Source organism: Stetteria hydrogenophila, from assembly GCF_054657575.1.
Map to the genome: position 1 here is coordinate 139398 of NZ_BAAHYL010000001.1, position 21306 is coordinate 160703.

At 66.0% G+C, this 21306-nt stretch carries 29 protein-coding genes, 1 tRNA gene and 1 pseudogene; 22 read left to right on the forward strand and 9 right to left on the reverse strand.

Translation table 11 applies throughout. From position 1 onward, the window contains the following. Position 1 precedes the first annotated feature (1 nt). Together ACYQ3J_RS00695 and ACYQ3J_RS00700 are read left to right on the forward strand one after the other, a co-directional pair. A complete protein-coding gene (locus ACYQ3J_RS00695) occupies positions 2-262 on the forward strand; it encodes a hypothetical protein (protein ID WP_460123093.1) in 261 nt (86 codons plus the stop codon). After that, the gene (locus ACYQ3J_RS00700; RefSeq protein WP_460123096.1) at positions 259-1392 is read left to right on the forward strand and encodes a DHH family phosphoesterase; all 1134 of its coding nucleotides are present in this window, start codon (positions 259-261) and stop codon (positions 1390-1392) included. The genes ACYQ3J_RS00695 and ACYQ3J_RS00700 overlap by 4 nt, the downstream gene beginning before the upstream one ends. On the opposite strand, the gene ACYQ3J_RS00705 is transcribed toward ACYQ3J_RS00700, so the two are convergent. From ACYQ3J_RS00705 to secY, 6 genes are all read right to left on the reverse strand, one after another. Continuing rightward, on the reverse strand, positions 1348-2667 hold the full coding sequence (locus ACYQ3J_RS00705; protein ID WP_460123099.1) for a tRNA (N(6)-L-threonylcarbamoyladenosine(37)-C(2))-methylthiotransferase: 1320 nt from the start codon (positions 2665-2667) through the stop codon (positions 1348-1350). The genes ACYQ3J_RS00700 and ACYQ3J_RS00705 overlap by 45 nt on opposite strands. 17 nt (positions 2668-2684) lie before the next feature. Then, positions 2685-3293: a (d)CMP kinase gene (gene cmk, locus ACYQ3J_RS00710; RefSeq protein WP_460123102.1), complete on the reverse strand. Its 609-nt coding sequence runs from the start codon at positions 3291-3293 to the stop codon at positions 2685-2687. Further along, a complete protein-coding gene (locus ACYQ3J_RS00715; RefSeq protein ID WP_460123105.1) occupies positions 3236-3520 on the reverse strand; it encodes a 50S ribosomal protein L34e in 285 nt (94 codons plus the stop codon). The genes cmk and ACYQ3J_RS00715 overlap by 58 nt, the downstream gene beginning before the upstream one ends. Positions 3521-3608: 88 nt before the next feature. Continuing rightward, positions 3609-4037 carry a hypothetical protein gene (locus ACYQ3J_RS00720; RefSeq protein WP_460123108.1) on the reverse strand — a complete coding sequence of 143 codons (429 nt, stop codon included), beginning with the start codon at positions 4035-4037 and terminating at the stop codon, positions 3609-3611. Between the two features lie 23 nt (positions 4038-4060). After that, a complete protein-coding gene (locus ACYQ3J_RS00725; protein ID WP_460123111.1) occupies positions 4061-4684 on the reverse strand; it encodes an adenylate kinase in 624 nt (207 codons plus the stop codon). 137 nt (positions 4685-4821) lie between these two features. Beyond that, positions 4822-6204 carry a preprotein translocase subunit SecY gene (gene secY, locus ACYQ3J_RS00730; protein ID WP_460123114.1) on the reverse strand — a complete coding sequence of 461 codons (1383 nt, stop codon included), beginning with the start codon at positions 6202-6204 and terminating at the stop codon, positions 4822-4824. Between the two features lie 147 nt (positions 6205-6351). Here secY and ACYQ3J_RS00735 point away from each other — a divergent pair. Then, positions 6352-6439, forward strand: a tRNA-Leu gene (locus ACYQ3J_RS00735). On the opposite strand, the gene ACYQ3J_RS00740 is transcribed toward ACYQ3J_RS00735, so the two are convergent. After that, positions 6418-7284, reverse strand: coding sequence for a 7-cyano-7-deazaguanine synthase (locus ACYQ3J_RS00740; RefSeq protein ID WP_460123117.1), 867 nt, complete (start codon positions 7282-7284; stop codon positions 6418-6420). The genes ACYQ3J_RS00735 and ACYQ3J_RS00740 overlap by 22 nt on opposite strands. Before the next feature lie 105 nt (positions 7285-7389). Here ACYQ3J_RS00740 and upp point away from each other — a divergent pair, with 105 nt between their 5' ends. From upp to ACYQ3J_RS00830, 18 genes and pseudogenes are all read left to right on the forward strand, one after another. Beyond that, positions 7390-8013, forward strand: coding sequence for a uracil phosphoribosyltransferase (gene upp, locus ACYQ3J_RS00745; RefSeq protein WP_460123120.1), 624 nt, complete (start codon positions 7390-7392; stop codon positions 8011-8013). Beyond that, positions 8010-9365 (forward strand): tRNA pseudouridine(54/55) synthase Pus10, encoded by a 1356-nt coding sequence (locus tag ACYQ3J_RS00750; RefSeq protein ID WP_460123123.1) that lies wholly within the window; start codon positions 8010-8012, stop codon positions 9363-9365. The genes upp and ACYQ3J_RS00750 overlap by 4 nt, the downstream gene beginning before the upstream one ends. 10 nt (positions 9366-9375) lie before the next feature. Next, the gene (locus tag ACYQ3J_RS00755; protein WP_460123126.1) at positions 9376-9720 is read left to right on the forward strand and encodes a 50S ribosomal protein L21e; all 345 of its coding nucleotides are present in this window, start codon (positions 9376-9378) and stop codon (positions 9718-9720) included. Between the two features lie 53 nt (positions 9721-9773). Further along, the gene (locus ACYQ3J_RS00760) at positions 9774-10127 is read left to right on the forward strand and encodes an Rpb4 family DNA-directed RNA polymerase subunit (protein WP_460123129.1); all 354 of its coding nucleotides are present in this window, start codon (positions 9774-9776) and stop codon (positions 10125-10127) included. Between the two features lie 130 nt (positions 10128-10257). Then, positions 10258-11166 (forward strand): DUF655 domain-containing protein, encoded by a 909-nt coding sequence (locus tag ACYQ3J_RS00765; protein WP_460123132.1) that lies wholly within the window; start codon positions 10258-10260, stop codon positions 11164-11166. Between the two features lie 2 nt (positions 11167-11168). Next, the gene (gene rsmA, locus ACYQ3J_RS00770) at positions 11169-12032 is read left to right on the forward strand and encodes a 16S rRNA (adenine(1518)-N(6)/adenine(1519)-N(6))-dimethyltransferase RsmA (RefSeq protein ID WP_460123135.1); all 864 of its coding nucleotides are present in this window, start codon (positions 11169-11171) and stop codon (positions 12030-12032) included. 20 nt (positions 12033-12052) lie between these two features. Continuing rightward, a pseudogene (locus ACYQ3J_RS00775) lies at positions 12053-12565 on the forward strand (methyltransferase domain-containing protein); the annotation flags it as partial. Continuing rightward, entirely contained in the window at positions 12552-13253 is a 702-nt protein-coding gene (locus ACYQ3J_RS00780; protein WP_460123138.1) for an RNA methyltransferase, read from the forward strand. The pseudogene ACYQ3J_RS00775 and the gene ACYQ3J_RS00780, both read left to right, overlap by 14 nt. Continuing rightward, entirely contained in the window at positions 13246-14322 is a 1077-nt protein-coding gene (locus ACYQ3J_RS00785; protein ID WP_460123141.1) for a methyltransferase, read from the forward strand. The genes ACYQ3J_RS00780 and ACYQ3J_RS00785 overlap by 8 nt, the downstream gene beginning before the upstream one ends. Before the next feature lie 53 nt (positions 14323-14375). Continuing rightward, positions 14376-14888 (forward strand): 50S ribosomal protein L16, encoded by a 513-nt coding sequence (locus ACYQ3J_RS00790; protein WP_460123144.1) that lies wholly within the window; start codon positions 14376-14378, stop codon positions 14886-14888. A gap of 67 nt (positions 14889-14955) precedes the next feature. Continuing rightward, positions 14956-15999 carry a diphthamide biosynthesis enzyme Dph2 gene (gene dph2 / locus ACYQ3J_RS00795; RefSeq protein ID WP_460123146.1) on the forward strand — a complete coding sequence of 348 codons (1044 nt, stop codon included), beginning with the start codon at positions 14956-14958 and terminating at the stop codon, positions 15997-15999. A 6-nt stretch (positions 16000-16005) separates the two neighbouring features. Next, positions 16006-16404 (forward strand): methyltransferase, encoded by a 399-nt coding sequence (locus ACYQ3J_RS00800; protein WP_460123149.1) that lies wholly within the window; start codon positions 16006-16008, stop codon positions 16402-16404. Positions 16405-16598: 194 nt separating this feature from the next. Beyond that, entirely contained in the window at positions 16599-17240 is a 642-nt protein-coding gene (locus ACYQ3J_RS00805) for an exosome complex RNA-binding protein Csl4 (RefSeq protein WP_460123152.1), read from the forward strand. A gap of 199 nt (positions 17241-17439) precedes the next feature. Beyond that, positions 17440-18057 (forward strand): DUF2067 family protein, encoded by a 618-nt coding sequence (locus tag ACYQ3J_RS00810; RefSeq protein WP_460123155.1) that lies wholly within the window; start codon positions 17440-17442, stop codon positions 18055-18057. 3 nt (positions 18058-18060) lie between these two features. Then, entirely contained in the window at positions 18061-18384 is a 324-nt protein-coding gene (locus tag ACYQ3J_RS00815) for a DNA-directed RNA polymerase subunit L (RefSeq protein ID WP_460123158.1), read from the forward strand. Positions 18385-18408: 24 nt separating this feature from the next. Continuing rightward, entirely contained in the window at positions 18409-18711 is a 303-nt protein-coding gene (locus ACYQ3J_RS00820) for a hypothetical protein (RefSeq protein WP_460123161.1), read from the forward strand. A gap of 73 nt (positions 18712-18784) precedes the next feature. Then, entirely contained in the window at positions 18785-19126 is a 342-nt protein-coding gene (locus ACYQ3J_RS00825) for a transcription factor S (protein WP_460123164.1), read from the forward strand. Continuing rightward, positions 19108-19359 (forward strand): hypothetical protein, encoded by a 252-nt coding sequence (locus ACYQ3J_RS00830; protein WP_460123167.1) that lies wholly within the window; start codon positions 19108-19110, stop codon positions 19357-19359. The genes ACYQ3J_RS00825 and ACYQ3J_RS00830 overlap by 19 nt, the downstream gene beginning before the upstream one ends. 18 nt (positions 19360-19377) lie before the next feature. On the opposite strand, the gene ACYQ3J_RS00835 is transcribed toward ACYQ3J_RS00830, so the two are convergent. Both ACYQ3J_RS00835 and ACYQ3J_RS00840 read right to left on the reverse strand, forming a co-directional pair. Next, positions 19378-19689 carry a DUF424 domain-containing protein gene (locus tag ACYQ3J_RS00835; RefSeq protein ID WP_460123169.1) on the reverse strand — a complete coding sequence of 104 codons (312 nt, stop codon included), beginning with the start codon at positions 19687-19689 and terminating at the stop codon, positions 19378-19380. 67 nt (positions 19690-19756) lie between these two features. Further along, a complete protein-coding gene (locus ACYQ3J_RS00840; RefSeq protein WP_460123172.1) occupies positions 19757-20350 on the reverse strand; it encodes a hypothetical protein in 594 nt (197 codons plus the stop codon). A 319-nt stretch (positions 20351-20669) separates the two neighbouring features. Here ACYQ3J_RS00840 and ACYQ3J_RS00845 point away from each other — a divergent pair, with 319 nt between their 5' ends. Next, entirely contained in the window at positions 20670-21188 is a 519-nt protein-coding gene (locus ACYQ3J_RS00845) for a hypothetical protein (RefSeq protein WP_460123175.1), read from the forward strand. The last annotated feature ends 118 nt before the right edge of the window (positions 21189-21306 follow it).

The following is a 21306-nucleotide window of genomic DNA, read 5'->3' on the forward strand; positions in this document are numbered from 1 at the left end:
CTTGGATGAGCTAGTGGGTGTGCTTTCTAGGGCCCTGCAGAGGCGGGGGGCAAGCCTGGACCCCTTCACCCTCATGGAGCTCGCGACTCTCGTCAGGCACGCCGCGAGCGGGGGCGGCCCAGCCGGCTCGGACGCCGTCGGCTCGGCTAGGGCCTTCCTCCGGGACGCCCTGGAGAGGTCCTTCGTGGAGGAGCCGGAGCGCGTGGCTGATGACGTCGTCAGGGAGGCGCTGGAGTACTGTAGGAGGGAGGGCTGCGGGTGAGCGGGCCCGGAGCCGGGGCTGGGAGGGTTCTCGAGCTGCTCAAGCGGTCCCGGAGGCCGGTGGTCGCCACGCACTGGGACATGGACGGCGTCGCCTCCGCGGTGGCGGTCTCCTGGATCCTCGGGGGCGAGCCTGTGGGCTTCTACATACCCCCATTCACCTACAGGCTCACCGGGAGGGTGCTGGGCGAGGTCGAGCGCCTGGCGGCGGGGGCTGACCTCCTGGTCCTCACCGACCTAGCCTACCCGGGCCGCGTGCTGGACGAGATCCAGGGCAGGGTGGGGATCCCCCTGGCGGTGATCGACCACCACTACCAGGGGGATCCCCCTAGGCGGGGCTTGGTCGCCTACTACAACCCCGCCAGCTCGGGGGATCCCGGGGGCGACTGGCCCAGCGCGGCCCACGTCATCGCCACCCTAGCCGGGTCGGAGCCGAGGGATCCCCTCCTCCTCGCTGTGAGCATAGCCGGGGACCTGGGCAGGGCTGCCCTGGGGAACAGGGCCTACAGGATGTACATGGCCATGGCCGGCCTCGACCCCGTTGAGGGCTACAGGCTCGCGCGCGACTGCAGCCTCCGCGTCGGCGGAGCGGCCGTCATGGGTGACAGGGAGGCGCTGATCCGCGTCATCGAGGCCGCGGTGTACAGAGGCGTTGGGGCGTGCGAGGCCGTGATGGGGGACGGCAGGCTCGCGGAGCTAGCCGCCAGGGCGGAGGCGGAGCTAGAGGAGCTGGCCTCCACAGCGTCGCCGGCTGAGGAGAGGGCCGGGGGGAGGCTGCTGGTCTACAGGCTGGAGGGTGAGGGGATGCACGCCAGCAGGCTCGCGAGGATCCTGGCCGGGAGGAGCCCGGGGAGGGTGGTAGTGGTGGCCTACACCTCCAGGAGGGCCGGGCAGTCAAGGGTTTACGCCAGGCTCTCGGGGTCCCAGGAGCCCCCGCTCGCCGGGGCGGCTGAGTGCCTGAAGAGGCTGGGCTACAGCGCGGGGGGGAAGACGCAGCCGGGCAACAACGTTGCAGCCGTGGAGGTCGACCCCTGGGAGGTGGAGGAGGCCCTGGAGGCCGTGGTTAGGGTCGTGGAGTCCCTCCTCTCAGGCCGGGATCCTTGCGAGCACCCTCGCGACCCTCCCCCTTAAGTCGAAGAAGGTCGCCCCGGCGACCTCAACCTCGACCCACTCCCCGACCCTGGCCTCCCCGGCCGGTATGACTACGGGTATGTAGTTCTGGAGCCTGGCGACGAGGCTCCCCTCCCTGTAGGGGGATCCCGCGACCAGCGCCTTGACCCTCGAGCCCACGTAGCGGGAGTACCTCTCCAGCCCTATCCTCTCCACGAGCCTCGACAGGATGGTGCTCCTCCTCTTCTTCACCGGGTCGGGGACCTGGGGGAGCCCGGCGGCGAGCGTCCTGGGCCTTATGGTGTACTGGGCTATGTGCACCCTCTCGAACCTCAGCTCCTCCACGAGCTTCAGGGTCTTCCTGAACGACTCCTCGGTCTCGCCCGGGTGGCCGACTATTATGTCGGTCGCTATCATGGGGTCCTCGACGCGGGCCCTTATCCTCCTCACGAGCCCCTTGAACTCCTCGACGGTGTAGCCCCTCCTCATGATCCTGAGCATCTCGTCGTCCCCGGACTGGACTGGTATGTGGAAGAACCTGTAGAGCCGCTCGTCCCTGAAGAGGTCCAGGTAGTCGTCGACCCACTCGAGGAGGTGCTGCGGGTTCATCATTCCAACCCTCACCCTGTACTCCCCCGGCACCTTCTCGAGCAGCGTGGCGAGTAGGTCGGGGAGCCTCGGCCTGCCGGGCAGGTCGACGCCGTAGACGCCCACGTCCTGCCCCGTGAGCCTGACCTCGACCGCCCCCCTCTCCACAGCGTCCCTCACGGCCTCCACTATCAGCCTGGGCGGGTAGCTCTTCACCTCCCTCCTGGCGATCTTTGTTATGCAGAAGCTGCAGTTGCTCAGGCACCCCTCCTGGATCATGATGGTCGCGACTCCGTCCCTAACCGGGATCCTGGGCATGAAGCCCGTGGGCCTGGCCCCCTCGAGGAGCACCACCCTACCCGGGGATTCGACGGCCCTCCACACGCTCGCAGCGTTCTGGGGGGAGACCAGGCTGGCCTCCGGCGCCACCCGGGCCACGAGCCCCGGCCTGGCCTTGGCGAGGCACCCTGCAACTACTAGCCTAGCCCTGGGGTAGCGCCTCCTCAGCTCGGCCAGCCTCTTAGCTATTCTCTGCTCGGTGTCGAGCCTCACGGCGCAAGTGTTGACCACGATTACCTCTGCCTCCTCGGGCCTGGAGACTATGGAGTGCCCCCTAGCCTTGAGGACCTCGGCCATTAGCGCCGAGTCGAACTCCGCAAGCGCGCACCCGTACGTCTCGATGTAGACCCTGGCCATCGCCGCGGGCACCTGGGGGCCGCGGGTTGCTACTCGCCCCGCTCATTCACCTCGTAGCCGCGGGCCCTCAAAGCCTCAACCACGAACCTCTTGATGAATCCGTAGACCTCCTCGATGCCGAGGATCGAGGTGTCGATGACTAGGTGGTAGGCTGACAGGTCGGTCGTGTCCACCCCGTAGAGGCTCCTGAACCTCCTCCACTGGCTCAGCTCCCGGGCCAGGACCTCGTCCATCGCCTCGGCGACGCTGACCCCGTCCCTCGCGGCGACCCTCTCCACCCTGACGGGGGTGGAGGCCTTAACGTAGATCAGCACGTCCGCCACCCACGCAAGCGTCCACCCGGCTAGGTGGCTGTCAACCACCACCCCGCCCCTCAAGGCCTCCTCGACCGCCCGCCTGTCAATCTCCAGGTCTATCCGGGGATCCCGCTCAGCCATCCTGCTGAGCTCGACCAGGCTGACTCCAAGCTCGCGGGCAAGCTGCCTGAAGAGGGAGCCCGTGGTGAAGTACCTCAACCCCAGGTCTCTGGCGAGGCGCTTGGCGTAGACGGACTTCCCACCACCCGGAGGGCCCGAGACGACTACGACCGGGCCCCTGCGGCGGACCTCACGCTCTCCCTTATCAGCTCCGCCAGGCATGCCGCGCAGAGCACCCCACCGTAGGGCCTCTCCGGCCTCTTCGCCGTCTTGCTCAGCTTCCTCAGCGCGCTAGGCCTCAGCCTGGGCACGCCGTTGAGGGGCCTGCCGCACCTGGCGCAGCGGGCCGGGCCGGGCTTCCTCTTCTCGAAGTGAACCACCGTGACTCCGCCGGGCGTCCGCCTGTACACCCTCCTAAGGCTCCTCGACCTCAGCGCCGGCCTAACCACTGCAGCCACCCCCGGGCGGGTTCCCCCTGCCTCCCTCGACGCCCATTATAAGCTAATAAACGCCTCGGGCGGGCGCCGGCCTGCAGGGCTAGAGGAGGTAGTCCCTGAACAGGAGCAGGGCGTAGATGTAGCCCGCCAGGTGGATGAATGAAGTGTAAACCAGCGGCTCTCCACCCTGGGATGACAGGGTGAGCGGGGGCAGATCGAAGGGGGAGTAGGCCAGGGGGGTCCTCAGCACCAGTATCGAGGTGGCGGCGAAGACCCCTATGAGCATGGCAGTCTTGAAGAGGAGGGCGCGCAGGAGGAGCCTCCTAGCCTCCCGCGCCTGGGGGGCTAGCTGCCTAGCCCTCTTAACCGCCCTCTTGCTCCTCATCCTCGACAGCATCCTATACTCCGCGAGGGAAGCGACCGCCTCCCTCACCGCCTCGTAGGGGTAGATAGACCTGTAAACCACCGCCACCGAGTAGACGGCGAGGATTGGGAGGAGAAACGAGGCGAGCGGGTAGAGGTAGGGCACCCCGGGGCTCCCCCGCGGGCCGGCTAGAGCTTCTCTATAAGCTGGAGGAGCTGCATGGCTGCCTCGCTAGCCTTCCCCTCCCTGTTCTCGATGAATGCAACCGTCGAGGCGTAGTGCACGGCGCTCGCTATGCTAGCGGTCCTCGCCTCCTCGAGGAGCCTCCTCACGCCCTCCACGCCGCCCATGTCCGCCCTGTACCTGCTCCTGTCCCTCGCCTGCCTCGCGGCAATCTCCTCCGGGCTGGCCTCGATGACCGCTATCATGTCGGGCTTCAGCTCGTCGAGGACGTGCCTCGGGAGGCCGGGCCAGTAGCCGGCAGAGGTCTTGACGAGGGCGTGAGTGTCGACGATCAGGACCCCATCGCTCCCCAGCTCCCTGGCAGCGTCGCGCACTATGGCCTGAGCCGCCAGCCTCTGCAGCTCAAGCTGCTTCCTCAGGGGGAGGGTCCTAATCTTGTCCCTGTCGTCGACTATCCCCTCCTTGAGCGCGGTCTCGAGCATGTAGGTCCCGAAGTTGGAGACCTTGATCTTGACCCCCCTGCTCTCAGCGATCTTGGCCAGCTCGGACAGGACGGTAGTCTTGCCAACGCCGGGGACTCCCGTGACCACCACGACCTTGAACTCGTGCCTTAACCCGTCAGCCGCCATTAAGGTTCCCCCCGTGAAAACAAGGTTAGAGTGCTTAATCTGTTTTTCACGCCCACCCAAAATAGTGCAGGGCTAGCCCCGGCGCCCGGGTGCCCCGGGGGCGTCCCCCCCGGGGTGGGGTTGGGGGTGGCCGCTTGCTAGACCTCCTTCCCGAGGAGCCTCCTGAGTACTGGGTACGTCTCCAGGCTCCTCTCGTACGATATCATGGTGTAGTACTGGTTTATTATGCCCACGGCTAGCAGTATGCCTGTGCCGCTCCCGTAGGCCCCCAGCACGTCCGCCGTCACGGCTATGAGGCCGACTATTAGGCTCGAGAGCAGCGTTAGCGGGTAGATGTACTTGGCCAGCACGCCCTCGAGGAGCCTGGGGTTCCTCCGGATCCCCGGGATCTCCAGGCCGCTCTTGACCAGGTTCTCCGCCTGGTCCCTGGGGTTTAGGCCGGCTATCTCAACCCAGAGGAAGCCGAAGAGGACCGACAATACGAGCCAGGAGACTGCGAACGTGAGCGTTCTGAGGGGGTTCTGCAGGCTCTGGATCACGCCCCTCGGGGGGGTTATGTAGTAGACAAACTCGCTGTAGTAGCGGAGGAGCCCGCTGTCCCTCCCTAGTATGTTCCCGAGGAGGCCCGCGAACAGTTGTAGGTCCGCGACTAGGATGCCGACTAGGAGTATTGGGATGTTGGTCACGTAGAGGAACTGGAGGGGGACCTTGCTCCTTATCCCCCTAAGCCTGGGGCTCGTCACCGGGATCTCAACCCTCATGGCCTGGAGGTAGACGAGGAGCGCTATGAATGCGAGCGTGGCGAGGAACCCTGTGAGGTCTGGGAACCCGTTGGGCCTGGCGAGGAGGGTGACGCTGGGGTTCCTGATGAGCGCGGGTATGAGGCCGTAGGCGACCTGGCCGGGCACGTAGCCGAGGAGGCTCCATACTACGCCGCGGGCCACGCCGGCCAGGATGAAGAGGCTTATAGCGCTCCCTATACCCCACCCCTTCTGGAGCATCTCATCCATCAGTATGACCAGGTAGACTGCGAAGGAGAGCTGAGCCACCACGAGCAGCCTCTCGCCCCAGCCGGCAGAGCACCCGGTGAGGGGGTTCCCCGTGAAGCTCCAGTACCTGCAGCCGAGGGCGTACATCGACGCCTCGAACACGCCGAAGAGCAAGGCCAGAGTCTTGCTGGCCGCCGTGAACTTCCTCCTAGCCTCCGGGTCGGAGAGGTCCATGTCAATCAGCTTCGCGCCTATCAACACCTCCAGTATTAGCCCCGCCGTCACTATGGGCCCTATCCCGAGCTCCATGAGCGTCCCGGCGCTGCTCGCGAATATGATCCTCTGAATGTCGAGGGCGCTGCCCGCCCGCTGTGCGGGGATCCCGTAGAGTGGGACATTGGACATGACCAGGTAGAGGATCAACACGATACCCGTCCAAGCCAGGCGCCTGTAAAGCGAGGGCCTAGGCGCCGGCTTAGCCACCGTCGGGATCCTATCAGCCACGCTCGCAAGGAAGTCAATCACGCCCATGAAGCCACCACCACGTCGGAGGCGCCCAAGCACCCTCCCCGGGGGGAGTCGCTTCTCGCGGCCACGCCTGGAGAATATTTAAAGCAGCCTTGGAGGCTGGTGTAAGCCTTAAACCCCCGGCGCCTTCGCGTTATCCTGCCCCCGGGTGCGGGGGTGCCCGAGCCTGGCCAAAGGGGTCGGGCTTAGGACCCGATGGCGTAGGCCTGCGTGGGTTCAAATCCCACCCCCCGCACCACTCCTCCCCGCCTTGAGGCACGAGTTGTGCAAGTAGTACCCGTCTACCCTGGTGAACTCCGAGGGGTCCCCTGGGGGGTTCTCGTAGGGGGTGCAGTCCGGGATCCCGGCCTCCTTGAAGGCCCTGTGCCTGTTCCTGCAGCTCTCGCAGGCGCCGCAGTGGTACTTGCCGTTCAGGTAGCAGCTCCACGTCTCGTAGACGAGGCTCCCCACGAGCTCGTAGGTGGATTTGAGTAGCTCCGGCTTGGAGAGCCCCTCCCTGCTGGGGCTCCACAGCTCTATCCTCCTCGAGCCCCTGAAGTGGCAGATCCTGAGGGCCGCCTGGAGGGCCTCGATGCACTCGGGGCTGCAGTCCGGGTAGATGGGCTCCCACGTGTCCTCCCTCGGCTTCACGTCGTAGTAGTGTGCCCCGTAGGCGACGTAGACCCTCTCTCCGGGGTGCCTCTCGGCGATTGTGTAGGCGTACGCTGCGGCAATGCTGGCCATCACCACGTTCCTGATCGGGACGACGACCGTCGGGGCGTACTCCTCCTCCACCCTGACCGACTCATCCGTCAGCTGCGTGCCCCTCCACACCTCCCCCAGCGTGGAGAGGTCGATGAGCTTGTGCTCGACAACCTCGCCCCAGCCCTCCCGCCGCGGGAGCCTCCTGAGGCTCGAGACGAGCCTGAACGCCACCTCTACCTCCTTGGAGGCCTTCTGCCCGTACTTGAAGGTGAGGACGTGAACACTGCAGCCGCGGGCGAGCCACTTGAGCATGTAGCCGAAGCTATCCGGCCCCCCGCTGACGATCGCTACGACCCTGCACGGCTTAACCACTACGGGCTCGACTCCCCTAGCAGCCACTCCTCCACCACCAGGCCACGGCCTCCAAGGGGCTCCGCCCTCGTAGAAGAGTTTATCGCCTAATTACCACCCTGGCCGCTGCGAGCCCCTCCCGGGCGTCTTGCCGTGAGGGTGAGGGTGCTCAGCGAGGAGCTGCCCGCGGCGGGGATGATCCTCGCGAGGCTCAGGAGCTCCTCGACTGGGCTGGCTGGGTTTAGGAGTGGCCTGAGGCTCGCCGGCGTGGCGCTGGCTCTGAGCGTCTCCAGGGAGCTTGAGTGGAGGAGGGTGAGGGTGAAGACCCCCCATGGAACAGCAGAGGGGCTGGAGCCCGAGGCCCAGCCGCTGCTCGTCGCCCTGCTGGGCGCCGGAGCCTTTATGGCTGAGGGGTTCCTAAGCGTTTATGAGGACGCCCCCCTCAGCTTCGCGCACGTTAAGAGGGACGGGGGCGTCGAGGCCTCCTACGAGGGGCTCCCGCCAAGGATTAGGGGCCCCGCGGTCATACTCGACCCCACGGTTGCCACGGGCCGCGCGGTCGACGCCGTTGCGTCGGAGCTGAAGGCTAGGGGCGCGGCGAGGGTGCTGGTGGCTTCGGTTGTAGCTTCGAGGGACGCAGTCCTCTACCTGGCCGAGAGGCACCCGGACTTGGTCCTCCACACCATAGCCGTCGACCCTAGGCTTGATAGCAGGGGACACATAATCCCCGGCCTCGGCGACGCTGACCAGAGGGCGCTGGGGGCTGGAGGCGGTTGAGCATAGGCGACTCGTGGGTGCTGAGGAAGGCTGCTGAGGTGCTCTCGGAGACCCCGCTCTGCGACCGCTGCCTGGGCAGGCTCTTCGCCCAGCTGGGCCACGGGCTCTCTAACAAGGAGAGGGGCTGGGCCATCAAGCTCCTACTAGCCATGGAGCTGCACCGCCTGGCCCGCGAGGGGTCCCTGCCGGAGGGCGTCCTCGAGACGCTTGCCCCTAGGCTGGGGAGGGCTGGGGCAGAGGTCTACAGGGTCCTCAAGGGCAGGGATCCCCCCGAGGCGCCCGCCTGCGCCATCTGCGGGGGCGGCCTCGACGAGTTCATAAGCCGCGCCGCCGAGAGGGGCCTCAAGCTACTCAGGGCGTTCGACGTTAAACGCTTCGTCGTCGGCGTAAAGCTCGAGGGCGGAGTCGAGGCGGTTGAGGACGAGGTTAAGAGGAGGCACGGCCTGGCCTACGGGGAGAGCATTAGGAGCGAGCTGAGGAGGGAGATAGGCAAGCTCCTCCAGAGGCTAGACCCGAGCCTAGAGGCCGACTTCGACAACCCGGAGGCGACTCTCCTAGTCCACTACCCAACGGGGGAGGTCGACCTTCAGGTCAACAGCCTCCTACTGGCCGGGAGGTACTGGAAGAGGGGGAGGCTCATAAGCCAGGCCTACTGGCCCTCCCCCACCGGCCCGAAGTACTTCAGCGTCGAGCAGGCGGCCTGGGGGCTACTCAAGCTGACCGGCGGGGAGAGGGTCGTGGTCCACGCAGCCGGCAGGGAGGACGTCGACGCCAGGATGCTCGGCACCGGCAGGCCCCTCATCATCGAGGTGAAGTCGCCCAGGAGGAGGCAGTTCAGCCTCGAGGAGCTGGAGCGGGCGGCGAACGCGGGCGGGAGGGGCGTGGTCGAGTTCAAGCTCGAGGGCCTCGCGAGGAGACGGGACGTGAGGCTCTACAAGGAGGAGGCCGCCGAGAGGAGGAAGGCGTACAAGGCGCTGATAGCTGTCGAGAGGGAGGTCACCCCCGAGGACGTGGAGAGGCTGGAGGAGGAGTTCAGGGGCAGGGTGGTGCTGCAGAGGACGCCGAGGAGGGTGCTCCACAGGAGGCCGGACGTGCTGAGGAGGAAGAGGGTGCACTCCGTCAAGTGCCGCCTCTACGGCGGGGGAGTCATGGAGTGCGTCATTGCAGCGGACGGCGGCCTCTACGTGAAGGAGCTCGTGAGCGGCGACGACGGCAGGACCACGCCGAGCTTCTCCGAGGTCCTCGGCGCGGGGGCGGAGTGCATCGAGCTGGACGTAATAGCCGTGGAGGGGGTAAAGCTATTTGTATCCACCCCCGGCACGGGTGCAGTGACCCGGGAAGGGAAGGGTTAGGTGAAGAGTATTGGTCAAAGCGCCTAGGGGTTACAGGCATAGGACCCGCAAGCTGCTCAGGAAGCACGTGCGCGAGAAGGGCGCGGTGCCCAAGCTCAGCGTGCTGCTGAGGGAGTACAAGGTCGGCGAGAAGGTCGTGATCAAGATAGACCCCTCCTTCCACTACGGCATGCCCCACAGGAGGTACCACGGCCTCACCGGGACCGTCGTCGGGAAGAGGGGTAGGGCCTACATCATCGAGGTCAGGCTCGGGAGGAAGAAGAAGACGCTGATAGTGACGCCGGAGCATCTCAGGCCCCTGCCCCCCGAGGCGTTCACGCCGAAAGCCAAGGCTGAGAGCGGGGCCCAGGGCTGAGCCCCGCGAGTGCCTGAGCCGGGGGGTCGTGGGCGCCGCGGGGGTGCCCGGCGGTGGAGAGGAAGCTGGTGTCGGCCAGGTACGTCCCCTACGCTATTGCCCGTGCCCTCCTCGCCAAGCGCATGCAGGAGGGTGAGGTGCCCGAGATCACGCTCAAGACCTGGAACTACCTCCGCCAGTTCGGGGAGGGAGACGAGGACCTGGCCGCTGAGGCCATGGAGAAGCTCACCGCGATGGGTGTGAGCGAGGAGGCGGCGGCCGTCATCCTCAGCATTTGCCCCAAGTCCCCCGGCGAGGTGAGGAGCATACTGCAGATCGAAGGAGAGGTCACGTACGACGAGGAGAAGCTTAAGGCCATACTAGACGCTATCCGGGACTTCTGCAAGACCGCCCGAAGCGGCTACTAGCCCCCAGCGGCCGGGCAGCCGGTAGCCTTAAGGTTAATGCAAGCTAAATAGGGAGGTATTTGCACCACCTCCTCGCGAGGTAGCACGCGTGAGTCGGGGGTATATGCCGGAGCCTCGAGGTGCCCGTTTAATGGAGACCGGCCGGGAGAGAGGCTGGAGGCCCCGGAGGAGGGAGGAGCCGAGGAGGCTCCAGCTTAGGCCGGAGTACCCGGACCTAGAGGGCGTCGTGCTCGACTTCCTAGAGTCCGGGTACCGCGGCGACCCCCACCCGCACCACAGGTCCGCCCCGGTCGCCCAGGTGATCGGCACGCTCTCGTTCACGCTGATAGACGGCACGCCGCTCGACATGGACCTAGACTTCTTCTCGAAGGTGACGATAGCGCTCGAGGTGCCGGTGAGGGTCCCCCTAGGCCCCTCCAGGGGCTTCGCAAGAATAAGGCTCGCCTGCCTCCCCGGGGCTGCGCCTAGGAAGCTCCAATGCTACGTCGCAGATGAAGTCCCCGAGGGGGACCTTGAACTGGTTAGACTCGCCTTCGAGGACCCCAGCTCGGTCGAACTCATAGACGACTACGACCGCTTCCTGGAGCTGGTGAGGAGTAGGGGGCTCCCAGAGAAGGTCATCATGTCGCCGCCGACCCCGATAAGGTACGAGCACCTGACCGTCACCGCTAAGGACAACCTGCCCGAGGCTGTTAGGATCATCCTCAGGGAGAAGGAGAGCTTCTTCGTCAACTTCTTCAACGTCGCGGAGCCGATAAACGTGAGGCTCCACGCCCTTGAGCTGTTGAAGGGCGTGGGTAAGAGGACTCTGGAGAAGCTGCTAAGGGAGAGGCAGGTCAGGCCGTTCAAGAGTTACGAGGAGGTCAAGAGGATCCTGAAAGTCGACCCCGTCGAGGCGCTGGCGGAGCAGATACTCAGCGAGATACGGGGGGAGGCAAAGTACTACCTCTTCATAAACCCCGGCAGGGAGGCCAGGGATAGGTTCCTCAACTACCCCCGCATCATCCGCGAGTACCTGAGGAGGGTGGGGCAGAGGTAGGAGTGAGGCCTCCACCCACTCCACCCACGAGGCGGGGCCTCCTCCGCTGGACCAGGCAGGCCCTCGCCTGGGCCGGCGTCGAGCGGCCCGTGAAGAGGCTCGGCCAGCACTTCCTAGTCGACCCCGCGGTCATCAATGCTTTCCGCAGGGCCCTATCCCCCTGGGCCGGGAGCGACATGGTGGAGGTGGGCGTCGGCCTGGGGACACTGGCGTACTACGTCTCAGACCTGGCCTCCAGGATCCATGCGTGCGACATCGACGAGAGGCTGGCCCGCGCCGCGGCGGGGATCCTGCCGGGGAACGTGCAGGTGACGGTTGAGGACGGGGTCGTTCTCGCCGCGGCGGCTGTGGAGCCGGTGATCTACTCCAATGCCCCCTACAACGCCTCCACGCCTCTAATAGCCGCGGCCGCTAGGAACAACAACGTTAAGGCTCTCGTCCTAGTCGTTCAGAAGGAGGTCGCCTACAGGCTGACCGCCAAGCCCGGCTCCGGGGACTACGGCAGGCTCTCAGTCCTCGCCTCCAGGTTCTTCGAGGCGAGGCTGCTAGGCGTCTTCAGGGGCAGCTCCTTCCACCCGCCGCCCGAGGTGGACTCCGCCCTCGTGGCTCTGGTGAGGAGGAGAGACTGGGATCCCGGCGTGGACCCGAAGATTGAAGAACTCACCAGGTGCCTCTTCACGCAGAGGAACAGGCTTGCCTTAAGGGCGGTGGAGCGGTGCACAGGCTCGAGGCCGGGAGGGGGGCTCTCGTCGAGGCTGGAGGGGAAGAGGGTGAGGGACCTCACCCACGAGGACCTGGAGGCGATCGTGGCCCAGGAGGGGCTGGCGGGCGCTGCGTCTACGAGCCGTCAGACGACACGCTCCTAGCGGTCGAGGCCCTCCGCTGGCTCGCCTCGCGGGGCGTGGAGCCCCGGGTGGTCGTGGACATAGGCACGGGGAGCGGGGCGCTCGCGGTCGAGGCCGCCCGCCTCTACCCCCGGGCCCTCGTGGTTGCGACGGACATCAACCCCTACGCCGTCGAGGAGGCTGCGCGGAGGGTTAGAGCGGAGGGCCTTGATGGTAGGGTGGCAGTCGTGGAGTGCAGCGGCGCAGGCTGCGTCTCCAGCTTCGACGTTGCAGTTGCGAACCTGCCCTACCTGCCGGTCGACGTTGAGGAGGACGGCTGCGGAGGCTACCTAAGCCTCGCGTGGGCGGCGGGCGCCCGGGGGGAGAGGGCGCTGAGCCTCTGCAGGGAGGCCGCCCGCGCCCGGAGCTACGTGGTCGCAGTCTACTCCAGCCTCACGCCCGTAGACGTGGCGGCGTGCCTCGAGTCGAACGGCTTCAGTGTGGAGCACGTCGCCTCCAGGAGGTTCTTCTTCGAGGAGATCCGGGCGGTGGTGGCCCGGCGTGTTCAGGGTTAGACTAGTCCTCGTCGGAGTCGAGGGCGAGGTTAACCTCGGCTACATAGCCAGGCTCGCGGACAACTTCGACGTGGACGAGCTCGTGCTCGTGAAGCCATCGGCGAGCGTGGAGGGGGCCTTGAGGTTCGCCGCGAAGGCCAAGGCGAGGCTGGAGGGGGCGCTGGTGGCCTCCACCCTCAGGGAGGCCCTTGAGGGCGCCTCCCTCTCGGCTTGCACGAGCGCCGTGGCTAGGGAGGACGACGTTGCCAGGGTTCCAGCTGACCCGCGGGAGCTGGCCAGCATAGCCCTGGCGGCGGGCGGCACCGTGGCGGTCGTGTTCGGGAGGGAGAGCACGGGCCTCACCCGGGAGGAGATAGCGGAGTGCGACCTGCTAGTGACGATCCCGGCAAGCGAGGGGTACCCAACCCTGAACCTATCCAACGCCGTGGCGATAGTGCTCTACGAGCTCTTCAGGGCCAGGAGGCTCCGCGAGGCGCCGCCACGCAGGATGGCGGGGCGGGGCAGGGTGGAGCTGCTGCTCAGGTACGCCTCCCAGCTAGCCTCCAGCGCCGGGGATCCCGTCAGGGCCTGGCAGGCCGTGGAGGCTTTGAGGAGGATACTCTATAGGGCGGTCGCCACCGAGGTGGAGGTCGAGAGGCTGGCCTACCTGCTCTCGAGGGCCGCGAGGAGGGTGGCTGGGCGTGGCTGAGTACAGGGTGCTCCTCACCGGCAACCCCGGCACGGAGGACGTGATGGCGGAGGAGGCAGTCGAGGAGCTCAGGGCGTCGAGGGTCGTGGAGGTCAGGAGCGGCAAGGGCAGGGTGGTCGTCGAGGCCCCCGGCCCCCTGGACCTCCTCGGAGACAGGCTCCTCTCCATGAGGAGCATCCACTCCGGGATCCTGCTACTGGTCGAGGAGAGGGTAGGCCCCACGCTCGGCGACCTCGAGAGGGCCGCCGAGGCCGTCGCCCGCAGCGAGCTGGCAAGCTACCTGCCCGCGGGGGCGGCGTTCGCGGTTAGAGCTGAGAGGGCCGGGGAGGGCCACGAGTACACCTCGATGGACATAGCGAGGCTCGTCGGGGACGCCGTCATCAGGGCGTGCCGGGAGAGGAGGGGCTTCAGGCCCGAGGTGAGGCTCAACAGCCCCTCCGTCGTGGTGCACGCGAGCGTGGTCGAGGACAGGTTCTACGCCGGGATCCTGCTGACGGGCGAGAGGAGCAGGCACAGGAGGAGGTACAGGGTCTACGACCACCCCGCCGCCCTCAAGCCCACGCTCGCCTACGTCATGCTACGCCTCGCCGGGGCGAGGGACGGGGACAGGATTGTTGACCCGATGTGCGGCGGCGGCACCGTGGCGTTGGAGGCCGCCTACCTCTTCGAGGACTCGGAGATCACCTGCATGGACAAGGATCCCCGGCACATACACGGGGCCAGGATGAACGCGGTGGCCGCCAGGGTTGAGGGGAGGATACGCTTCCTCGTCGGCGACGCTAGGAGGATGCACGAGATACTGGGCGAGGCGTCCGCGGACGTAGTGGTCTCGAACCCGCCCTACGGGATAAGACTGGGCGACCCCGAGGCGGTGAGGCGCCTCTACAGGGCCTTCATCCCAAGCCTTAGGCTAGCCCTGGCACCCGGGGGGAGGGCTGCGCTGATAACGACGGAGTCCGACTACATGATAGAGCTAGCGAGGCGGGCCGGGCTGAGGCTCGCCCACGTCAGGAGGGTGAGGCACGGGGACCTCTGGGCCTCGATCCTCGTCCTCGAGAGGCCGACGTGAAGGGGGTTACTTTAAAACCCCCGCGGGGGCCTAGCGGGCCCTGGTGCTCTGGCATGCCCCTGAGGCCGGCGAGGTGCTACACCCACTTCAGCGGGCCCCCGTACACTAGGAGGGAGTACATACACGGAGTCCCGCCGCCGAAGATAACGAAGTTCGAGATGGGCAACCACGCCATGATGGAGAACGCTGAGATCAAGGGGGAGCTAGTCGTCATCGAGGCTGGGCAGATCAGGCACAACGCCCTGGAGGCCGCTAGGGTCGCGGTGAACAAGTACCTCTCCGAGACTGTCGGCGACGCGAACTTCTACTTCAGGGTGAGGGTGTACCCGCACCACGTGCTGAGGGAGAACAAGATGATGGCCTTCGCCGGCGCTGACAGGCTGCAGGAGGGGATGAGGCAGGCCTTCGGGAAGCCGGTCGGCACCGCCGCCAGGGTCTACCCCGGCCACGTGGTGCTGGAGGTGTGGGCCAGGAAGAGCGACGCCGACCACGTCAAGGAGGCTCTGAGGAGGGGCGCGAGCAAGCTCCCGCTCCCCACGAGGATAGTGATCAAGAGCCTCAAGTAGCCCCGCGGGGCCCCGCCTCCCTATAGCCCGGTTTATCGCCTCCGCACCCGCCCCTGTCCTTTCGCGGGTGGCTTACCTGGTGGAGTGCAGGGTAGGCGGTTACGTGGTGGACGCTGGCCGCGTTGCCGGCGAGGCTAGGAGGAGGGGTGCGAGGAGGATCCTCCTGCAGCTGCCTGACGGCTTGAAGCCCCTCTCCAGGCGCCTGGCAGAGTGCCTGGAGAGGGCTACGGGCGCCGAGGTTGTGGTGCACGGCGACAGCGTGTTCGGAGCCTGCGACCTGCAGCTGGGCAAGGCGTCGCTCCTGAAGCCGGATTTGATCGTGCACGTGGGCCACACCCCCTACCCGCCCGAGCTCGCCGACGGCAGCGAGCCCCCCGACTACGTGGTGTTCGACCCCGCGTTCTACGAGTCGAGCGTGCCGGCGGGGGTGGTTGAGGAGGCTGCAGGGATCCTCGCCAGGCGGGGGGTTGGTAGGGTTGCGGTGGTCGGCTCCGTGCAGCACGCCAGGATCCTCCCCAGTGTGGCGGAGGCCCTCCGGGGGGCCGGGGTCGAGGCTGAGGTGCCCCGTGGGGATCCCCCCTTCTTCCTCGACGGCCAGGTCCTGGGTTGCGACTACAGGGTCGCCCTCCGCTCCCGGGCCGACGGCTTCGTGTTCGTCGGCGGCGGGCTCTTCCACCCCCTCGGCCTCTACCTCGCGACGCGCAAGCCCGTGGTGAAGATCGACCCTTACACTCTCCGCGTCGAGGACGTCACCCCCACCGGTGAGAGGTTCCTGAAGGTGAGGCTCTTCAAGGTCTCCCAGGCCATGGGCTCCAAGCGGTGGGGCATCATCCTCGGCTTGAAGACTGGCCAGTACAGGCCCTGGCTCTACTCGAGGCTCAAGCGCCTAATGGATGAGAGGGGCGTCGAGTACAGGGTCTACGCTGCGGAGGCGACGGGGGCCGACCTCGTGAGGAGCATAGACGAGCCCTGGTTCGAGGCCTTCGTCGTTACAAGCTGCCCCAGGATCCCGATCGACGACGTCCAAGACTACCCCAAGCCCGTCCTCACCCCCGGGGAGGCAGTGATGGCGCTCCGGGGGGAGCTGAGCCCCTACAGGTTCCCGTGGTGAGCCCCCGTGAGGCTCCACAGGCTAGCCGCGGCGCTCGAGGAGGCGGTCCCCAGGATCCCCAAGCCCAGGCTGGACCTGGAGCAGTACACCACCCCGGCGGAGCTGGCGGTGAGGCTGGCCCTCTACGCGTCGAGGCGGAGGCCCAGGGTCGCAGCGGACCTCGGCGCCGGCACCTGCAGGCTCGCAGTCGCGACCGCGCTCCTCACGGGGGCCAGGGTTGCAGCGGTTGAGGTCGACGGGAGGCTCGCACCCCTCTGCCTCGCCGCCGCCGAGAGGCTCGGAGTCTCGGGGCTCGTCGACTTCATAGCCGCCAGGGTGTCATGGGGCACAGGCCCCCTAGCGCCGGGCTCGGTGGACGTCGTGGTCACGAACCCTCCCTTTCGGGGTCCACAGGAGGGGGGCTGACTGGGAGATCCTCGGCTACGCTATGAGCATCGGGGCGGGGTACATCTACGCCATACTGAAGAGCGGGAACCTGGACTTCCACGCCAGGAAGGCCGAGAGGATGGGGTATCGGGTCATCTTGCTTGAAAAAGCGCTTTTCCCACTCCCGGCTGAGATGGAGCACCACGCCAGCAGGGTAAGGAGGGTAGCAGTGGATGTCGTCGAGTTTCGTAGAGAGGCAGGTGGTCCCGGGGGAGGCTCTAGCCTCGATTGAGGAGTACATACCGGGCGACGGGACCTACGTGGACGAGGAGGCAGGCCTGATCAGGGCGGCGGTCGCCGGGGTCGCTAGGCTCGACCAGAGGACGAGGACTCTCACGGTGACCCCGAGGAAGAGGCTCCGCAGGCCGGGGCCCGGGAGCAGCGTCCTAGGCCTCGTCACGGGCATCAGGAACGACTTGGTCCTAGTGGATATCTACGGGCAGCTGAAGGTCCAGGGCAGGCTCAAGTGGCTCTGGGAGTTCAACGGCAGGTTCTCCGGGGCAATCACGATAGCCAACATAGCAGACGAGTTCGTGAAGGACATCTACGACTACTACAGGCCCGGGGACATTATACTGGCCAAGACGCTCAACTGGGGGAGCCCCTACCACCTCTCAACCAAGGAGCCGCAGTACGGCGTCGTCTTCGCCCAGTGCTCCCGCTGCGGCGCCCCCCTGCAGCCCCTGAACCAGAGGGCCATGAAGTGCCCCCGCTGCGGCGCCATCGAGAAGAGGAAGGTCAGCATCTACGCAGGCTCGAGGATTCTCTACGCGTCCCTGAGGAAGGTGCAGGGGCTCAGCCCAGGCAGGCTCTAACGGGCCAGCGTAGCCTTCCACCCTCCCCACGGGATCCCAGCTCCCGGGAGGCGGGGCTCGCCCGTGGACCCGCCTCCTTGCCATCCCCGCCGGGGCCGTTCACCCGGCCCGCGAAGATGATTGCCAGCACGCTTCAAGCCCGAGCGCCTCAAGGGCCTCGTAAGCCTCAAAGCCCCACTATGCACTCCAGGGCTGAAGGGTGGTCCTCCTGCCCAGGCTGAAGAAGAGAGAGGTCGCCGTGAAGCTGCCCGCGGGGGTGGATGTGGAGAAGTTCCTGGAGAGGGTAGCGGAGGCTGTAAAGTCCTACGGCGCCTCAATCAAGGTTAGAGGGGATAAGGTTTTGGTGGAGATCTACGGCGAGGAGTTCATGATTAGGGACAGCCTGATCAGGCTCAAGAACCTCATGGAGGAGTATAGGCCGACGAGGAGCGGGCGCGGCTACTCGCTACGCCTCATATCCAGGGAGGTAGGCCTCGCTGTGCCAGGCGACGTCTTGGCCCTCGTCCTCAGGATGGAGGGCTCCGACGCCCGCTACGCCGACGGCTTCATTGAAACCAACGCCAGCTACGAGCACGTCATAGACGCCGCCGCGAGGGTCAAGCGGGCCCTGGAGGAGGCTAGGCTCCTCGAGTCCACGAGGTCGGCGAAGAAGGCGGTGGTGGCCGTAGCGAGCCTCACGGGGGCTCCCGTGGAGAGGGTTGTAAAGGCCGGCCTGGAGGCCGGCCTACTCTTCGAGGACGATGACGGGAAGATAGTTATTAAAAAGCCTTGGATGGAGGTAGTTCCAGAGCTGAAGGAGGCCGCGTGGAGGCTGTAGGCCATGGCTTACGGGGCGCGGAAGCTAGAGGCGGAGTTCGAGAGCAACACGAAGGCCAAGTATATCATTGAGGGCGAGGACCACACGCTCGGGAACCTCCTGGAGAAGACCCTCACAACGCTTGACGGCGTGGTTGTAGCGTATTACGAGGCACCGCACCCACTCGAGGACAAGATAATACTCTACATCGAGACGGATGGCTCGGTGAAGCCCAGGGAGGCGCTGAGGAAGGCGCTGGAGAAGATACTCGAGATGAACAAAACGTTCCGGACGCTCTACCTAGAGAAGCTAAAAGCCCGAAGGGTGGACTACTCGGACTGGGAGTAGCACCCGGAAGGCCCCGGGGGAGCCTTGAAGAGGGAGGCAAGAGTCCTAGTCTCACTAGAGTCCGGCAGCTGGACCGTTGGCCTAGTCTTGAGGGATGTCTCGATAGACGGAGTCTCCATCGCAAGGAGCTGCCCGGAGGCATGCCTAGACCTGGCCAGGCGGGGCTACATGGGTGAGCTTAGGTACGCCACCGGCCCCTGCCGCTGCGGGCTGCCCGAGCCGCCCCAGCCGCCGAGGGGGGTCGGGGCCGCCGAGAAGCTCGCCGAGGCCATAGCCAGGGCCGTCGGGGAGCTAGAGGAGACCCTTAGGGAGGCGTGCAGGAGCTAGATGCCAGGTTAGAAGCCTTAAGAGCCTCGAACGACTAAGCCGAACCCCCGCGCTAGCCGGGGGGTGTTGAGTAGTGAAGTTCTGCCCGAGGTGTGGCTCCATACTAGTGCCCAGAGTGGTGGATGGGAAGCGGTACCTCGTGTGCCCCTCGTGCGGGTACATGGAGGAGGTTAAGGATAGCACCGGCTTTAAGGTGCAGGTGAAGGTCAAGCACAGCCCCAGGGATAAGCTGCTCGTCGTGAGCGCCAACGCGGTGCCTCCGACCGCCAGCAAGCTGAAGGGGGTGGTTAGGTGTCCGAAGTGCGGCCACGACGAGGTCCTGGTGTGGATGCAGCAGACTAGAGCGGCCGACGAGCCGCCCACCAGGTTCTACAAGTGCACGAGGTGCGGCTACACGTGGAGGGAGTACGCTTGACGGGGGGCGAGGGCGACCCGTGCTTCTACCTAGCAATAGCAATGGAGGGCGTTAGGAGGGCTAGGAGGGACCTGGCGGAGGCCCTCGACAGGACCCCGGCTGTCGTGTCCTCCAAGCCCCTCATTGAGGGCGCGCTTAGGCTCCTCCTAGGCGCCTCCATAGCCCTCTCCAGGGCGGCGCGGGAGTGGGGATGCAAGCCTGGAACCCCCGGCCCGGTCGTTGAGGAAGAGTAGCCGCCGGCCGTCGAGGGGCTAGAAGCCGAACTTAAAGACTTGAACGTGGCTCAGGCCCCCCTTCCGGAGCACGCTCTCCGGGTCAACCAGGCCCAGCTTGATCGCCTTCTCTATGATCCTGTCACCAGCAAGGACTAGAACGTCCGCCTCGAGGAGCGCCCTCTCAGCAGCCTCCTCGCCGACGAGGTCTCCCTTGTAGAACTCCTCGGACACTATTATAGACAGGCCGGTCTCCCTGTCGTAAACTAGCCTCCCGAGCACTTCCTCGTCCGCTATAGCCGCCATTAAACCGCCGGGTATCCGGTAGTACTTAACGTAGTACAACCCCAACCCGTGACACCTTCCCGGCGCCGTGCCCCTATGTAGCCCTGAAGGGGCTATAGCCCTTTCCCGGCGTTCAGAGGATCCTCCACATAGCCCTCCGGGCGTCGAAGTAGAGCCTGCCCCCCCTCCTCAGCTCGTTGAAGAGCCGCTCGTACCTCCCAAGCTGCTTGGACGCCTCCACGGGGTCGGAGGTCTTCACCGACGACAGCATCGCCACGAACTCCTCGTAGGCCCTCCTGTCAACTACCGCCACATCCCCCTCACCCTCTATGACAACCGCCCCCAGCTTCTCTGCCTCAGACTTCAGCCTCAGAGGCCCAATGCCCAGCTTCGCCCTGGCCTCGCTCGCGAAGATGTAGCCCTCCCTAGATAGGACCTCGGCTAACTCCGAGGAGTCCCCCGTCCTCCTCGAGCGGAATCCCTTGCCCCCGCTCCTGCCCAGCGACTGCACGAGCTTCGAGAGCCTCTCCACCTCCACCCGCAGCGACTCGACCTCCCTGCGGATCGCCTCTATCTCATCCACCACCTTGGAGAGGAACCTCGCCACAACCTTCTCCGCGGCGATCTCGGCGGCCCTCTCAATAACCGCGCTGTCACACCCGGAAGCCCCGCGCGGAGCCCCCCGCTCCCCTCCAAGGTACTCGTCGATCCTCCTCCCCTTCCCCAAAACAAAAACGCCCCACTAACCAAACCCAGCTACTAGTGGTTTAAAGCGCTACAGCAACCACGCCATGCAGGCGGTAGGCTGGACCCCCACGGGTTTAGGCAGCGAACCCCGTTCATCGCCTCAAGAGGCTCCCACTACGGTGGTCGGCTCCACACCGCCTCTCGGGGAGGCTTCGGTGCACCGGGCTCCAGCCCGAACTAGGGGCTCAGCGGGTTTAACACCGCAACACAGGCCCGGGGCGGGGGGCAGTTATCAGGTATCACCTGCCAGCCTACTCTATTTCGACGCCTCGGGCATAGCCATTAACGGGGGGTAGACTTTGAAGGAAGGCATCGAAGCTAGGGTTGCGTCGAGGGAGGAGATCGTTGAGTGGCTGAAGTCCAGGATCGAGGAGCTGGAGAGCGAGCTGCGGATCCTGAAGAGCATGCTCTCCCTCATAGAGGATAGGGGCGGGGCCAGGCCGGGCGAGCGCGTCGAGGAGATCAGGGTGGGGAGGAGGCGGATCGCCAGACTGTACAGGGGCGAGGACTACGTGAGGCTCGTGCCCGAGTTCCCCATGACCCTATCCGGCGACGTGAGGTCGTACCTCGACAGCGTCATAGCCGAGATAGCCGAGGCCCAGGCCAGGCAAGGGATCCCGGAGGAGGAGAGGGTCAGGCTAGACGTTAAAGAGTCCCCGGACGGCCTAGCCGTGGAGGCCAGGATCCACGGCTTAAAGTCCACCCTCGACACTCTAAAGGCCCGGGCAGCGCTCAAGTTCGCAGCGGAGATGGCGTGGGAGGTGTATAGGGCACAGCGGAGGAGCAGAACCCCCGCAGACCTAGTCGACGAGGTTTAACCCGCCCACCGGAACAGTCTAGGGTATCGAATACCGCCCGCCCACAACCCCGGCGAGCCACCACCTCAGCTCTCGCCGTATCGAGAAAAACCCAGGAAGCCCATTCTCGAGGCTAGGG